We start from the raw sequence: 14,323 nt of genomic DNA, 5'->3' as shown, positions 1-14,323 counted from the left end.
GCAGGATTTTTTTATCTAAAAGGTGACAAATAACGAATATTATCAAGTGATCTTAACAAGAGCGTAGAATAAATAAGCAAACGCATGACATATGCTAGACAGACAAAAATTTACCTTATATACTCGCACCACAAATTTAGACCCTTAGCCTTAACTTGGTATAGTGGTTAGAGTAAAAAATTTGGCCCCTTAGCTCAGTTGGTTAGAGCATACGACTCATAATCGTCAGGTCCCCCGTTCGAGTCGGGGAGGGGCCACCATACATAGAAAGGCGTAGCAGGTTAATACCTACTACGCCTTTTTTTATCCCTGACGAAAAAAGTATAGTTGTGGGTGTAGCTAGCAATTAAAAACCTTATCAAACATTTCCTCAGAATATTTTTCTTACCCTTAGTACTCAATTTACACCATAGGTGGAAGCTATAATATTTGAGAATACTAATTCTCTTGGGTTATATTCCTAAATGCTTTTTAATAGGCTTGGAAAAAAGTTAATCACTAGGGTAGTTTTAGGCCAGGTTGTTACTTTCTTTTTCGTATAAACCTTAGGAAAGGAAATCTCAGGATTTATACTGCTAAATATTAAATAGTTCATCATCTTTGTCTTTCTGAATAATGCTGTTTATTTCGGATTCATTCTTAACATCTTAAAGTTCTGCAATTGTTCCAGCATTATGAGATGCCGTCTTGCTCATTGAATAGCTTTAGACGACTTAATGTCTCCCAAGTGTTACTTGTTCAGCAATAACCGCCTGTGCTCGTTCTATGGCCTCTTGATTAAAGACGATAATTGAGGACCGCCAAATTTTTGTATCGGTTATTTAGCACTTTTTGATTGGACTGGTCGGGTTATCAGAAATGATAACCGCGGTATGATTAGCGAGCAAGCCCCTCTACTCAGTACATTTGGTTTAGAATGTGAAGCTTGATTAGCATTAGCTTACTGTTTTGGTGAAAATTATCATGGTGCAGTTGGCTCACTTGCTGAACTTGTATTGTTTACCAAACATACGAATAAACGCAGGATATCGGGTAAAAATAAATGGCAGAAAATACTCCATTAAAAGTCATTGTTAACTATCACCCCTTTAAATTAACGCATTGCTAATAGATGCTGATGCTGTCATTCCTTCAACATCGTCATTATTTAATGCGCCCCTCTAAATTTTTTTTCTGGCGATTGGTTGTCAATCTTTATCACTCACTAAATATATCCAGCAACAAAACAGACCAGCGTAACTTTTACTGCTTCGCCGTAATACCGTAAAATATATTTGAATCATTTTCTTTCTATAATAGGATATTTGTATTGGTATACTGTTGTAAAAAGGAAAAACTTATTTTGCTGTCATTGACAACTTAAATGATAACAGTTATCATTTAAGTTGTGTTTTTAATAATAACTAAGAGGCTTTAGTATGAAAAAGACAATGAGTTTTGCAGTATTACATTTCACAGTAGCTTTTACAGTTACTTACTTATTAACCGGTAGCATAGTGATTGGCGGGACGGTTGCCTTAGTTGAGCCTGCGGTGAATACCGTTGTTTTCTACTTTCATGAAAAAGTATGGAAAAAAATTGAGGCAAGAAAGGTGGAAAAGAAAATGACCAGTGTCCATTCTGTCTGTTAATAATTTACGGATAGGAAGCGACACTCTTAGTTGTTAGGAAAGAAATTGATTAGGAAAAAAGATTGGCTGTCCAACTTTTGTAGTTTCGATAATTAACTGCGTTTGATTTTTTTTACATTGTTCATTTCTTTGTTTTGTTATTTATTCACCCCGGTAAAAATCTTATAGTCAATGGCTTATAAATATTCTAATAATAAGTCCTTAAATGATATCTAAATTACATTTTATTTTTTTCGTCATCTCCGTATGCATATCGAACACCTCAAGTGCTTTTACCAAACAAGTTGGCAAGGGATACTGCTCAATTCGGCACCCCGTTGAAGCGATAACATCTAATAGAACAGCATGTGAATCCCAGCACATAATACAGCAACAATCGAGTGGTGCAGATGGTAATAACACTATTTGGATTAATACAACACAACACGATTACCTTGATCGCTCCATTGATCAACCCTGGGGGAAAGAGCGACCTTGAGCCAATTGGAGAGATGATAATTTAGAGCGCGCTTATATGATGGGTACCTATGCTAATGGATACCACTTTATTATCTATGACCACCATGGGAAAGGCGATTTAACTCTTTTTACTTGGGACGGGGTATCTCACCTATCTTATATGGTGGCAAGTGTTGCTAACTTTGTTACCAAAGAAATGAGCTACATAGGGTATCAAATAGACAGAGACGGGAAAAACCAAGAAACTCAGTATTTAGATGCTGGGATTGGTGTCGGCATTGATTTTATTGAGGTTTTATTCGGTATTATATATGGAATTGTAGGTATCTTTGTAGGTACTATTTTAAACCCCATGAATACTCTGATTAATATTCCTGGGGGAGTTGCCCTAGCAATAGAGTCGATAATTGAAGGTGTAGCAAATACGGGTAGTGATGTAATTTCATTAGTCACACTTCGGCACATTGAATTTTAGTCATAATCTAAAGAAATAGAACATTAAAATCAATAAATTAGGTGTCGCATACTGTCTATAAGTTGGGTGATAATTAAGGACAGCCCAATTTTTTTGACGGATCACAAAGAATAGGAATGGGCAGCACACAGATTTTTACAAAGAAAAACAGTAAATCTCGATAAGGTTTCGCTGAGATCAGAACGCAATAAGATTAGAGCCCAATAATATTAAAAAACCGGTTTAAATCAATCTTGACTGCGCTTTTATTCTTCTTATACTCAAGCCGGTGCAGAGGGCTTTAAATGCATATATTTCTCAAATCGAATGCGTGTCACCTAACAGTATAAAATGGATATTATTATGCACTTACTATTTAAATCCAAGTTACTTTTAACAAGCGACTTTCTTCTCTTATTGTCTCTTCTTTCCTGTAATGCCTTTGCCGAGCCTGCTGCTCAAAAGATTGAAGGTAATGCAGGCTCAATACTTCTGGCCGAAAGTTTTGCAACATTCAATGAACCCTGGGCTATGACATTTCTACCCAGCGGTGAGCTCCTGATAACTGAAAAAAAAGGTACTTTGCTTCTGGTTGACCCGAATGACAGTTCTAAGATAGTTGTTAAGGGCGTACCCAAGGTAGCCTATGGTGGTCAGGGTGGTTTAGGTGATATCATTCTCCATCCTCAGTACAAAGAAAACCACTGGATATACTTGTCCTATGCCGAAAAAGACAGGTCAGGAAACACCGGAGCCGTCGTTGCCCGAGCTAAACTTATTCATGCATCGGCAAAGCCTCAACTGGAAAACCTTGAAGTCATCTGGCGGCAAATACCTAAAGTATCAGGCAGCGGACATTATTCACACCGATTGGCATTTAGCCCCAATGGAAAGCTGTTTATTACTTCCGGCGAACGGCAAAAACAGGCACCAGCACAGAGCTGGATGCAAAATCTGGGCAAGGTCATCAGACTAAACGCGGACGGTTCAGTCCCATCAGACAATCCATTTCAGGATAAAGGAGAACTTGCAAAAACCTTCTGGTCTCTCGGGCATCGCAATTTACTCGGTATGGCCTTTGATAAAAAGGGCCAACTGTGGACACACGAAATGGGCCCGAGGCACGGTGACGAATTCAACCTGACCATTGGTGGTGATAATTATGGTTGGCCCATTGTGTCCTGGGGTGATCAATATTCTGGTATTCCCATTCCCGATCATGATTCGCGTCCTGAGTTCAATCCACCTGAAGTATATTGGGTACCAACGGTTGCACCATCAGGTCTGATTATATATTCCGGTGTTATGTTCCCGAAATGGCAGGGTAATGCTTTTATCGGTGGGCTCAAGTCAAAATCACTGCTGCGTATTAAAATTGAAGGCTTTCAAGCCGAGGAAGTCGAACGTTTCACAATGGAAAAACGGATACGAGAGGTTGAGCAAGGACCAAACGGAGCAATATGGGTTCTTGAGGATCAAAAAGGGGGTCGTCTTCTGCGGCTCAGTGCATATGAATGAGCGATTATTAGCTAAGGGAAAAAATCCCGAGAAATTTATATAAGAGTACTTAAAATACTTGGCTTTAAAATGACCAGATGATCAGCCTTTTACCTGCAATGTCATTCTTTATCACTTTGCTGATTCCTGCATATTCAAGTGATCTTAGGTATATATCTGCTTTAAAATCATTTACATTAAACTACCAGAAAAATTATCTGAGGCTCTGATGTTAATTAATATAAGTAAAAAAGAAAGTAATCTGCGCGTATTATTAGGCGTTTTATCGATCGCGGCCGGGTCGCATGTTTTATGGTTTATATTGCTGCCATTAGGAATCATGTTAATCCATTCGGGGTTAACCTCAAAGTGCCCGATCAGCCACCTTTTAGGCAGACAAACAGAAGCCGCTAAAAAGCATTTTTTTATTAACTATTTGCCTAAATATAACCCGCAGCCTGTTTTTATATTCAAGGCCGATAATCAGCTCGCTTTTGCAAACGACCCTGCTAAAAAGTTTTTTCCCGATGTGCATAGATATCAAGATTTAATTAATACAAGCATTGACCAAGTTATTCAAAAAGAGCAGATTAATCACAACACCCTTACCCTTCCGGATAAAAAAGTTTATTCGTTGATCACGCGCGGATCGACTGAACTCAATGGTGTTGTTGTCTATGGAAATGATATCTCTGAAATTATGACCCTTAATCAAGAGATACTCGACACCCAAAAAGAGATTGTTTACGCAATGGGAGAAATTGGCGAAACGCGATCTAAAGAAACAGGCGATCATGTGCGCCGCGTGGCTAAATATTCACAATTGTTAGCCTCCCTTGCCGGCATCGACAAAACAGAAGCAGATCTTATTAAATTCGCTTCACCAATGCATGATATTGGTAAAATTGGGATCCCGGATGCCATCCTGAATAAACCGGGGAAATTAGATAAAGATGAATTTGAGATAATGAAAACACATGCCGAGATAGGTTTTAACTTACTTAATCACTCCACACGACCTGTCCTTAAAGCCGCTTCATTAATCGCCTATCATCACCATGAAAAATGGAATGGTTCGGGTTACCCGCAGCAACTGAGCGGCGAAGACATCCATATTTACGGGCGCATTACGGCTGTAGCGGATGTGTTTGACGCATTAGGCAGTGCAAGGGTGTATAAAAAAGCATGGCCATTAGAAGAGATACTGGCATTACTTAAAGAGCAACGCGGTATACACTTTGACCCGTCACTGGTGGATTTGCTGTTAGAAAACTTGCCAATGTTTCTGGAAATACGTGAAAAGCATCCCAATTAGCCGGCGCTTGGCAAAACCACCGGGACCATTAGAAAATATAAAGCCATCAGTCATTTTCCATAATCTAGACAATATGCCCTGTTGCTGGTAAATAACCAATAACAGGGCTCGCTAACAAAGCCTATTCTGCCACTAACCAAAGTACCTGATAAGCGCCTAGCTCAAGCACTGCGGTTTTCTTAACCTTAGTCGCAGTGAGTAAATCCACCATCTTATTAGAAGCCAAAATGTCGGTAATGGAAGAGTTAACTGATTGGCTTTCTTCACTGAAATTACAGATAGCCAACATTTTCTGGCCACTTTCATGAATTCGGCAATAAGCAAACAGATGAGGATTATAAGTTTCAAGAATCTTAGTTTCCGCGATGCCGAATACTTGATGCTGCTGGCGAATATTTATCATCGCCTGCAAAGATTGCTTAACGAAAAATTGTGCTGAGCCCGCTTTTTCTGCTAATTTAGTATCCTCTTCGGTAATTACCGGGCGATTAACCCAACGCGAATCCTCTTTTTTGCTGTGATCGTCAAGGTAACTGTAATCATTCAACATACCCAATTCATCCCCTTGATAAATAAGAGGAATACCACCGATGCTCATATTAATACTATTAAGCAGGCTGATCCTCTTTAATGCAAAATCAATATCGCGCTGATTATTTTGTTCAAGCCCTTTTTCCAATCCAGTTAATGAAGCCAGTGATCCACAGACTCGGCAATCTCCAGTGGCGGGGTTTTCTTGAAATGGCACACCCTGTGCAAAAGATCCTTCAAAACGCCCGGTATAAAAATTATTAAGAAAACGGCGGTGGTCAAAGCCATTAATGCCCAATTGCTGCGCAAGAGAATCATCAAAGGTCCAGCCAATATCGTCATGACAACGAATATAATTAACCCAGCTGCATTGTGGCGAGATAGCAAAGCTTTTTTTCAATGACGCGGTCAATAACTTAGTTTCCCGGGTTGCCAGACTTTCCCACATTAAGGCCATCATTAACGGGTTATAGGATAACTGACACTCATCTTTACCAATATACTTTGCCACTTCATCGGGATGAACAATGGCTTCAGATTTAAAAACAACAGCAGGTGCAACAATTTGTAAACATAAATTAAAAGCTTGAATAAGCGTATGTGCTTTAGGTAAATTCTCACATTGTGTCCATTTTTCTTTCCAGATAAAAGCCAATGCATCCAAACGGAGTCCTTCACAACCAAGGTTTGCCAGAAACAACATTTCATCGGTAATCGCATTAAAAACTGCAGGATTTGAGTAGTTAAGATCCCATTGAAAACTATTAAAAGTGGTCCATACCCATTTTTTTTGTGCTTCTAAATAGGTAAAACTGCCGCGACGCACGGTCGGGAATATTTCCCGGCAGGTTTGGTTATAGTCATCAATCTCTTGTTTCTTTTCAAAAAAGTAATAAAAATCAGTAAATTCTTCAGCGCCGACCTTGGCGGCCTCTGCCCATGGGTGTTCATCGGAAGTATGATTAAACACAAAATCCAATACTAAACTTATCCCCTCAGCTGATAATGCATCGGAAAGGGCGAGCAGATCTTTTTCTGTGCCAAGTTTAGGATCAACCTCACGATAGTCTGAAACAGCATAACCGCCATCGCTGTCGCCTTTAGGGGATTTATATAACGGCATCAAGTGTAAATAATTAATACCTAAAGATTTAAGGTAGGGAATTTTCGCTTTTAATTTCTTTAAATCACCGGCAAACAGATCTACGTAAGCGGCCATGCCGAGCATTTTGTGATCACGGTACCAATCAGGCTTATTAAGACGCAGTGTATCTTGTTTCTTAAGTTTCCCCGAGCGTGCGATAATCCCTGCTGCCAGATGGGCCACCAGTTGTTGAAGATGATAAAAGAAATCATATTTATCACCGTATAAGTGATATAGCTTGGCAAATAACGCAGGGAAATTTTTGTCTAATCGTGCTAAAAAAATGTCTAAATCATCTTTTGTCAGTTTAGATAAATCAATAAGTTCTAGAATGCGCTTTAAAGTACGCTGGCTTTCAAAGGTTAAATCCATATTTATTCTGCTCATGTTGATAATTAAAATTCACCGCAACTGGCTCCGATAGCCCATTAAAGTTATTCAACATAATGTAAAACCCAACAATTTAAAATATGAATCGATAATAACGCTGCCTTTAGCCATGTTGTTGACCCATGATTGTGATCTGGACAACATTGTCATTCCCTACAATACAAAAAAAGCCAACAAGATGACTGGTTTTCTCGCACATCATAAAAACCCTGCAACCCAAAGTGAACCACCTCAGCAGTGTAATATAAGCTAAGATATCAGGTTATATTTTGCGGTAAGAGATAAAAAGAGATTATTTACATAAGGGGAAAATTAGCGAAATATAAGCTAAAGAAACAGGATAAATTGGACAAAAATAAAAACCCAAAAAAAGCATACCGTTAACAACCCAGTATGCTTTATTCGATTATAATCAGGCAATTTTGATACCGCCGATTAGTTATCCGTTATGAAAATTGACTCATCGTATTATTTTCACCAGAAGCTTTCAGCGCCTGCTCTCCAGAGAAATATTCTTTGTGATCATCGCCCATATTAGAGCCGGACATATCCTGATGTTTTACACATGCAAGACCCTGACGAATTTCTTCTCTCTGTACATTTTTAACATAAGCCAGCATACCCATTTCACCAAAGTAATCTTTAGCAAGATTATCAGTCGACAAAGCTGCAGTATGGTAAGTCGGTAAAGTTATCAAGTGATGGAAAATACCTGCTTCTCTTGCCGCATCTTTCTGGAAGTTCTGAATTTGTTGGTCAGCTTCAAGAGCTAATTTAGTCTCATCATAGATTGGGCTCATCAAATCTGCACGGTTATAAGCTGAAACATCAATACCATCTTTATTCCAAGTATCAAAAATCTGCTGTCTAAAGCTTAATGTCCAGTTAAATGATGGACTGTTATTATAAACAAGCTTGGCATTTGGAACCGCTTCGCGGATACGGTTAACCATACCAGCAATTTGCCCAACGTTAGGTTGTTCCGTTTCAATCCACAATAAATCAGCACCATTTTGTAGAGAAGTAATACAATCAAGTACTACTCTGTCTTCGCCAGTATCAGGTTTAAAACGTACCAGGCCATTGGCTAAACGGTTTGGTATAATCAATTCTCCACCACGACTCAGTACGAGATCTCCCGATTTCAACTGATCTAAAGAGTTGATTACTTCGCCGTCAATATAGTTATTATACTGATCAGCAAGATCGCCTGGCTCTTGGGATACTGGAATTTTTTGAGTTAAACCAGCACCTAAAGAATCAGTTCGCGCAACAATAACGCCATCGTCAACACCCAACTCCATAAATGCATAACGTACTGCATTAATCTTAGCGAGGAAGTCTTCATGCGGGACAGTTACTTTGCCATCCTGGTGACCACACTGTTTAGCATCGGATACCTGGTTTTCAATCTGAATACAACAAGCACCGGCTTCAATCATTTTTTTAGCTAGTAGGTAAGTTGCTTCTTCATTACCAAAACCCGCATCAATATCGGCGATAATCGGCACAACATGTGTTTCAAATTCATTGATTTTCTTTAGAGCCGCCTGCGCTGCTACTTGATCACCTTTATCATTGGCTGCATCTAACTCTTGAAAGACATGACCAAGTTCACGGGCATCAGCTTGTTTTAAGAAAGTATAAAGCTCTTCTATTAACAACGGAACACTGGTCTTTTCATGCATTGACTGATCAGGAAGCGGGCCAAATTCAGAGCGCATTGCCGCAACCATCCAACCGGAAAGGTATAAATAAGTACCTTTAGTCGTCGTAAAATGCTTTTTAATAGAGATCATTTTTTGCTGACCGACAAATCCATGCCAGCAACCTAGAGACTGAGTATAATTTTTACTGTCGATATCATATGAATCCATATCTTCGCGCATTATCTTCGCTGTATATTTAGCAATATCAATACCTGTTTTAAAGCGGTTTTGTGAGCGCAAACGGGCAACATACTCAGGATTAATCGCCTTCCAAGCATCACCCTGTTGTGCAATAACATTGCTAGCATTAGTTTTTTCAGTATTATAGTTCATGATAAACGTCTCTCTCAGTAGTTGAATCAATTAGTGGTTAGATTAATATTCCTAAAACCTATTATTTCTAGGAAATTTTTGCGAACATTCTGTACTCATGTAATAACGGCTCTGTATATCCATTGGGTTGATCTTCACCTTCAAAAATCAACGCTTCTGCGGCCTGAAATGCGTAATTTGTTTCATAATTAGGAGACATGTTCTGATAACCAGATACCCCTGCATTTTGTTTATCTACAATTTCTGCCATATTGCGCATAATACGATTTACTTGTTCAGTGCTGCATATATTATGTTTTAACCAGTTGGCAATATGCTGACTTGAAATACGCAAGGTAGCGCGATCCTCCATTAATCCGACATTGTTAATATCAGGTACTTTTGAACAGCCTATCCCCATTTCAACCCAACGCACCACGTAACCTAAAATGCCCTGAATATTGTTTTCTAACTCTTTTTCAATCTCTTCCAACGACAAGGGATAATCACTCGGCATAATAGGAAGAGTTAACAAATCCGTCTGCTTGGCAGCCGGGCGCTTCGCTATTTTCAGCTGTTCTTTAAAAACATCCACCTGGTGATAATGTAAAGCATGTAATATCGCGGCGGTAGGCGACGGTACCCAAGCGGTATTGGCACCCGATAAAGGATGTTGAATTTTTTCCTTCATCATTTTTTTCATTTCATCGGGCATTGCCCACATGCCTTTACCAATCTGCGCTTTTCCAGAGAATCCACAGGCGAGTCCAACATCTACATTGTTATTTTCGTAAGCATCAAACCAGGGCAGGGTTTTGATCAGCGCTTTAGGATAAACAGCACCCGCTTCTTTACTGGTATGGATTTCATCACCGGTTCTGTCTAAGAAACCGGTATTAATAAAGACCACCCGTGATTTTGCTACCCGAATACACTCTTTGAGATTTGCCGATGTACGGCGTTCTTCATCCATAATGCCCAGTTTAATGGTATTAGGCTGCAGTTTAAGCATCTCTTCCACGCGGCTGAACAAGTCACAGGTGAAAGCGACTTCGTCCGGCCCATGCATTTTAGGTTTAACAATATAGATGCTGCCGCTACGACTATTGCGGATATTATTATTCGTTTTTTCCTGTAAATCGATACTGCCGATTAACGCGGTAATCGCAGCATCAATAATACCTTCGGGAGCATTGTTGCCCTCACTGTCCTGGATTAAATCGCTGCCCATTAAGTGACCAACATTACGCACTAGTAGCAAGGCTCGTCCGTGAACAACATATTTCTCACCGTCTTTGTCGATGAAGGCTTTGTCCTGATTAAGCTGCCGTGTCATCTGCTCGCCGTCTTTGCTGAAATTTGCGCTTAAATCACCTTTGATTAAACCCAGCCAGTTTTTGTAGGCTTCAACTTTATCCTCAGCATCCACAGCAGAAATCGAGTCTTCAAAATCTATGATAGTCGTCAAAGCAGATTCAACTTGAATATCATCAATGCCGGAAAGATCTGAACAGCCAATTTTACCGTGGCGATCAATCACAATGCCAATATGTAAGCCATTGTTTTTCAGCAGAAGATAACTCGGATCGCTTTTCGAACCATCCAATGCAATAAACTGAGCGGGGGTTTTTAAGCCGGTTTTACTGCCATCCGGGAAAAAAGCCAGAAGATGCTGGTAATAAACTAAATAGCTTAAAACATCATGGTGCGAGCCGCTATCCAGCGGGAACACCTCATCAAGAAAGTCTTTAGCTAAGGTAATCACACGTTGGCCGCGGGCTACATTAAAGTCAGAACCGGGTTTTAACGCGCCGGTTTTCTGGATAAGATCAGTGCCGTAATAGGCATCGTATAAACTGCCCCATCTGGCATTGGCAGCATTTAATGCAAAGCGTGCATTTTGTACCGGTACAACCAGTTGCGGTCCTGCTAATGTGGATATTTCACTGTCCACATTCTCTGTTTCGATATTAAAGGACTCGCCCTGCTCAACTAAATAACCGATTTCTTCTAAAAATTTCAGGTAGTCCTGTTGATCAAAGTTCTGATGCGACCGATGCCAATCATCAATCTGCTTCTGCATTGTTTTACGCGTGGCTAATAACTGCGAATTAAGTGGTGAAAAATCGTTGACCAATTTCATTAAGTCAAACCAGAAATCATCAGCATTCAAATTTGTATGTGGCAGTACTTCTTGATTGATGAAATTGTAAAAACCTGACTCAATTTCACTCTGTTTTTGTTGTGGTAAATTCATGGCTGCATTCCTTCTATTGATTTGACCGCTTAATCCTACGCCATATCACTTACTGAAATTGACAATTAATTTAGAAAAGTGATCTGGATTATATTTCGAACAACTTATGTCTGTTTTTTATTCTAGAGCTAGAAGTCTACACTTAAATTCCTTATAATTTCACAAAGGAAATTACACAGTGTAAATTTTACAAAATGAAAAATTCAAAAACTTTAATCAGACAATCGCATTTTCTGGGTACTAAAATCCGTAACTTACGGAAAAGAAATAATTTAACACTCGATGATTTATCTGCCCGTTGTGTGAAATTAGAGCCGGAATGCGCACCTTCAGTGTCCTACCTTTCTATGATAGAAAGAGGGAAACGTGTGCCTGGTGAAGACATGCTAGAAGTCATTGCACAGGTTTTTCAAAAAAATATGCACTGGTTTTTAGATGACGCATCGGAGCAGGCTGAAATCACCCCCGAAAAAGGGAGTCGTGGCGGTATAAACGGGATGGCGCTTGAGCCAAGTTTTCTTTTTTCAAATGAAATTCTGCAGATAGCCATTCCGGAAATGCTCTCGCAAACAGGCACCAGCGGCAGGCAGTTTGCACACTTACTGATTCGCGCTCATCAGGAACATCACCAGAATCATTTTCCTGATTTAGAGCGTGCGGCAGAAGAAGTGGGTAAAAAACGCATGCCGTTATATGTTGAAGACTTAATGGAGATTGCAGAGCAGAAAGGCCTGAAAATACGCTGGTTCAGCAAATTACCCGGTGATCGCCAAAGCCCTGCAAATGAAAAGTCGAAGCACATGGTGACTTCCTATTTTCAGCCCCCCAGCACTGTTTACCTGAACTCTATTCTGAAAAAAAATACTCCCCGCCTAAAATATGAGCTTGCCGTACATATTGGTCACCGTGTTTTACACAATAGTGATGGTGAAAAAAGCATTATGGTCGCGGGAGATAAAACCCAGTATGACGTGCAGAATTCGGTGCAAAACCAGTCCTATTCCACTAGTCTGGATGCCCAGGATATATTGCATGCATGGCACGATTTTGAATGCAGTTTTTTTGCCGCAGCCCTGCTCTGCCCTAAGGTGGCTTTTCGGCAGTTGCTGGATCGTCATGGCTATGAAGTCAATGTATGCAAACAAATAGACGTATCAGAATCTGTTGTTATGCGTCGTATGACCGCTGTTTCAGCCTATCCGAACTGGCATTATTTTGATGCTTACAGCCCGGGTCAGCTAAAGGCAGTTTACCGGGGTAACGGTATCCCATTACCCTGGGGGAATATGCGCGTCGTAAAAGATCCCTGCCAGCACTGGTCTGTATTTCGCATGCTCGGCATGAACGCAAAGGGGACTGCTGCACAAATATCGATACTCAATGAAAATGGCGCGCCCAAAATCTACTGCTGTGAATCGATTAAAGTGCAGGATTCGGCAGATGTGAACCATGTTTTGTGTGCCGGCATTGATTTAAATCCAGCGATTGACGCACAAGGTCATGATGCGCTGGCGCTGGTTCGAGAATTAAAACAAATTTGTATTGCTAACGGCGGTTCGGCGACAATCCCTGCGCATATCAAGAAAGTGTTAATCAGTGTGGCGCGGATTTTAAATATTAATTGGATTGAGCGCGGAATTGCAGGCGAGGCAAGGTTAATTTGTTCTCGGGGAGCCGTCTGTCCGCGACAGCCAAGTTGTTATATGGACAAGACGATTGAGTCTATTTTTAAAACTAAGCAGATTCAGTAAGGCCTTAATTATGAGGTTTTTTATACCCTTTCATCTGAAAACCTATTATCTCTCGGATAATTTAAAAAAAGGGCTCCTTGTAAAGAGCCTCTAATGACAAGTGAACAGTGAACTTAATTTGTAAAGGTTTAATCCTCCTTTATAAGCGCGTAAGTTCCTGTTGCATAGGCGATAAGTTCTCCTTGGTCATGAAGTTCAATAGTCACAAAAGAGGTCGTACGACCTTGCCGTTTCACGCTAGCTGAGGCTACCAGGTACTTTCCTAAAGCAGGTTTTAGGTAGTTTATCTTTATCTCCATAGTAACGGCTGTAAATCCGTTTTCAAGGTTAGAGACGGCAGCATACCAGCCGGTGTTATCCATCAGTGTGGAGATAACACCACCGTGTACAAAGCCTATATGTTGGAGATGATAAGGCTGTACATGTAATTCAACTTCCGCCTTCCCTTTGGAAAAGTTTTTTAATGAAGCCCCAGTGTGCTCAAGAAATGGTACAACAATATCCTTCATGTCTTGCTCCCTAGTTTTAAATTGAAATGATTATAGCAACTATAAAACTCTGTTTTAGCTTTATTTTGTTTTGATAGCATATAGAAAGAACAAAAATTCTCCCAAAAAAATTGTGTTTAGCAGAATATTTTATCTGTCATGTGAGATTGTGATTCGACCTGATCGGAAGTTGTTATTCTGCTTCGAAAACAGCTGGATTTCAGGTCTGTTTCCAGGCTATTGGCAGGGTCAGTCCAGCGTTGATTTGGTTAATTTTAGTGGTCATAAATTAAGGAAGTTGGCAGCGCTTTATAACTCCTTTTTATTTTATTAATTTTTTTTTATTTCGCTAAAGATTGTTCGAACAATCTGCTATATACTCGCC

The 14,323-nt window shown here is 40.0% G+C and carries 10 protein-coding genes and 1 tRNA gene; 7 read left to right on the top strand and 4 right to left on the bottom strand.

What is annotated here, in order from left to right:
* The first annotated feature begins 183 nt into the window (after positions 1-183).
* The 6 genes from PING_RS01670 (at position 184) to PING_RS01650 (ending at position 5,356) form a co-directional block, all read left to right on the top strand.
* Positions 184-260, top strand: a tRNA-Ile gene (locus tag PING_RS01670).
* Positions 261-1,418: 1,158 nt separating this feature from the next.
* Complete coding sequence (locus PING_RS01665; RefSeq protein WP_011768734.1) at positions 1,419-1,631, top strand: DUF2061 domain-containing protein; 213 nt, start codon at positions 1,419-1,421, stop codon at positions 1,629-1,631.
* A 205-nt stretch (positions 1,632-1,836) separates the two neighbouring features.
* Positions 1,837-2,109, top strand: coding sequence for a hypothetical protein (locus PING_RS20360; RefSeq protein WP_157035285.1), 273 nt, complete (start codon positions 1,837-1,839; stop codon positions 2,107-2,109).
* A 36-nt stretch (positions 2,110-2,145) separates the two neighbouring features.
* Positions 2,146-2,565: a hypothetical protein gene (locus PING_RS01660; protein WP_011768733.1), complete on the top strand. Its 420-nt coding sequence runs from the start codon at positions 2,146-2,148 to the stop codon at positions 2,563-2,565.
* Between the two features lie 342 nt (positions 2,566-2,907).
* Complete coding sequence (locus tag PING_RS01655; RefSeq protein ID WP_041765786.1) at positions 2,908-4,062, top strand: PQQ-dependent sugar dehydrogenase; 1,155 nt, start codon at positions 2,908-2,910, stop codon at positions 4,060-4,062.
* Positions 4,063-4,270: 208 nt separating this feature from the next.
* Positions 4,271-5,356, top strand: coding sequence for an HD domain-containing phosphohydrolase (locus tag PING_RS01650; RefSeq protein ID WP_011768731.1), 1,086 nt, complete (start codon positions 4,271-4,273; stop codon positions 5,354-5,356).
* Between the two features lie 121 nt (positions 5,357-5,477).
* Here the strand turns inward: PING_RS01650 and PING_RS01645 are convergent, their stop codons facing one another.
* The 3 genes from PING_RS01645 to PING_RS01635 form a co-directional block, all read right to left on the bottom strand.
* Positions 5,478-7,403, bottom strand: a complete 1,926-nt coding sequence (locus PING_RS01645) for an amylosucrase (RefSeq protein ID WP_041765783.1) — start codon at positions 7,401-7,403, stop codon at positions 5,478-5,480.
* A gap of 464 nt (positions 7,404-7,867) precedes the next feature.
* Positions 7,868-9,463 carry an isocitrate lyase gene (locus PING_RS01640; protein ID WP_011768729.1) on the bottom strand — a complete coding sequence of 532 codons (1,596 nt, stop codon included), beginning with the start codon at positions 9,461-9,463 and terminating at the stop codon, positions 7,868-7,870.
* A 67-nt stretch (positions 9,464-9,530) separates the two neighbouring features.
* Positions 9,531-11,699 (bottom strand): malate synthase G, encoded by a 2,169-nt coding sequence (locus PING_RS01635; RefSeq protein ID WP_011768728.1) that lies wholly within the window; start codon positions 11,697-11,699, stop codon positions 9,531-9,533.
* Between the two features lie 194 nt (positions 11,700-11,893).
* On the opposite strand from PING_RS01635, the gene PING_RS01630 reads away from it, so the two are divergent.
* Positions 11,894-13,450 carry a DUF3612 domain-containing protein gene (locus PING_RS01630; RefSeq protein WP_011768727.1) on the top strand — a complete coding sequence of 519 codons (1,557 nt, stop codon included), beginning with the start codon at positions 11,894-11,896 and terminating at the stop codon, positions 13,448-13,450.
* Positions 13,451-13,578: 128 nt separating this feature from the next.
* On the opposite strand, the gene PING_RS01625 is transcribed toward PING_RS01630, so the two are convergent.
* Positions 13,579-13,959 carry a PaaI family thioesterase gene (locus PING_RS01625; protein WP_011768726.1) on the bottom strand — a complete coding sequence of 127 codons (381 nt, stop codon included), beginning with the start codon at positions 13,957-13,959 and terminating at the stop codon, positions 13,579-13,581.
* Between the last annotated feature and the right edge of the window lie 364 nt (positions 13,960-14,323).

It is taken from the genome of Psychromonas ingrahamii 37, from assembly GCF_000015285.1.
Classification (GTDB): Bacteria; Pseudomonadota; Gammaproteobacteria; order Enterobacterales; family Psychromonadaceae; genus Psychromonas; species Psychromonas ingrahamii.
The sequence above is the reverse complement of the archived record's forward strand: the minus strand, read 5'-3'. Positions and strand labels throughout refer to the sequence as shown.

Coding starts and splice junctions, on each gene's coding strand:
- PING_RS01635 (WP_011768728.1), bottom strand. CDS start 11,699: ATGAATTTACCACAACAAAAACAGAGTGAAATTGAGTCAGGTTTTTAC.
- PING_RS01630 (WP_011768727.1), top strand. CDS start 11,894: ATGAAAAATTCAAAAACTTTAATCAGACAATCGCATTTTCTGGGTACT.
- PING_RS01650 (WP_011768731.1), top strand. CDS start 4,271: ATGTTAATTAATATAAGTAAAAAAGAAAGTAATCTGCGCGTATTATTA.
- PING_RS01640 (WP_011768729.1), bottom strand. CDS start 9,463: ATGAACTATAATACTGAAAAAACTAATGCTAGCAATGTTATTGCACAA.
- PING_RS01660 (WP_011768733.1), top strand. CDS start 2,146: ATGATGGGTACCTATGCTAATGGATACCACTTTATTATCTATGACCAC.
- PING_RS01665 (WP_011768734.1), top strand. CDS start 1,419: ATGAAAAAGACAATGAGTTTTGCAGTATTACATTTCACAGTAGCTTTT.
- PING_RS01625 (WP_011768726.1), bottom strand. CDS start 13,959: ATGAAGGATATTGTTGTACCATTTCTTGAGCACACTGGGGCTTCATTA.
- PING_RS20360 (WP_157035285.1), top strand. CDS start 1,837: ATGATATCTAAATTACATTTTATTTTTTTCGTCATCTCCGTATGCATA.
- PING_RS01655 (WP_041765786.1), top strand. CDS start 2,908: ATGCACTTACTATTTAAATCCAAGTTACTTTTAACAAGCGACTTTCTT.
- PING_RS01645 (WP_041765783.1), bottom strand. CDS start 7,403: ATGGATTTAACCTTTGAAAGCCAGCGTACTTTAAAGCGCATTCTAGAA.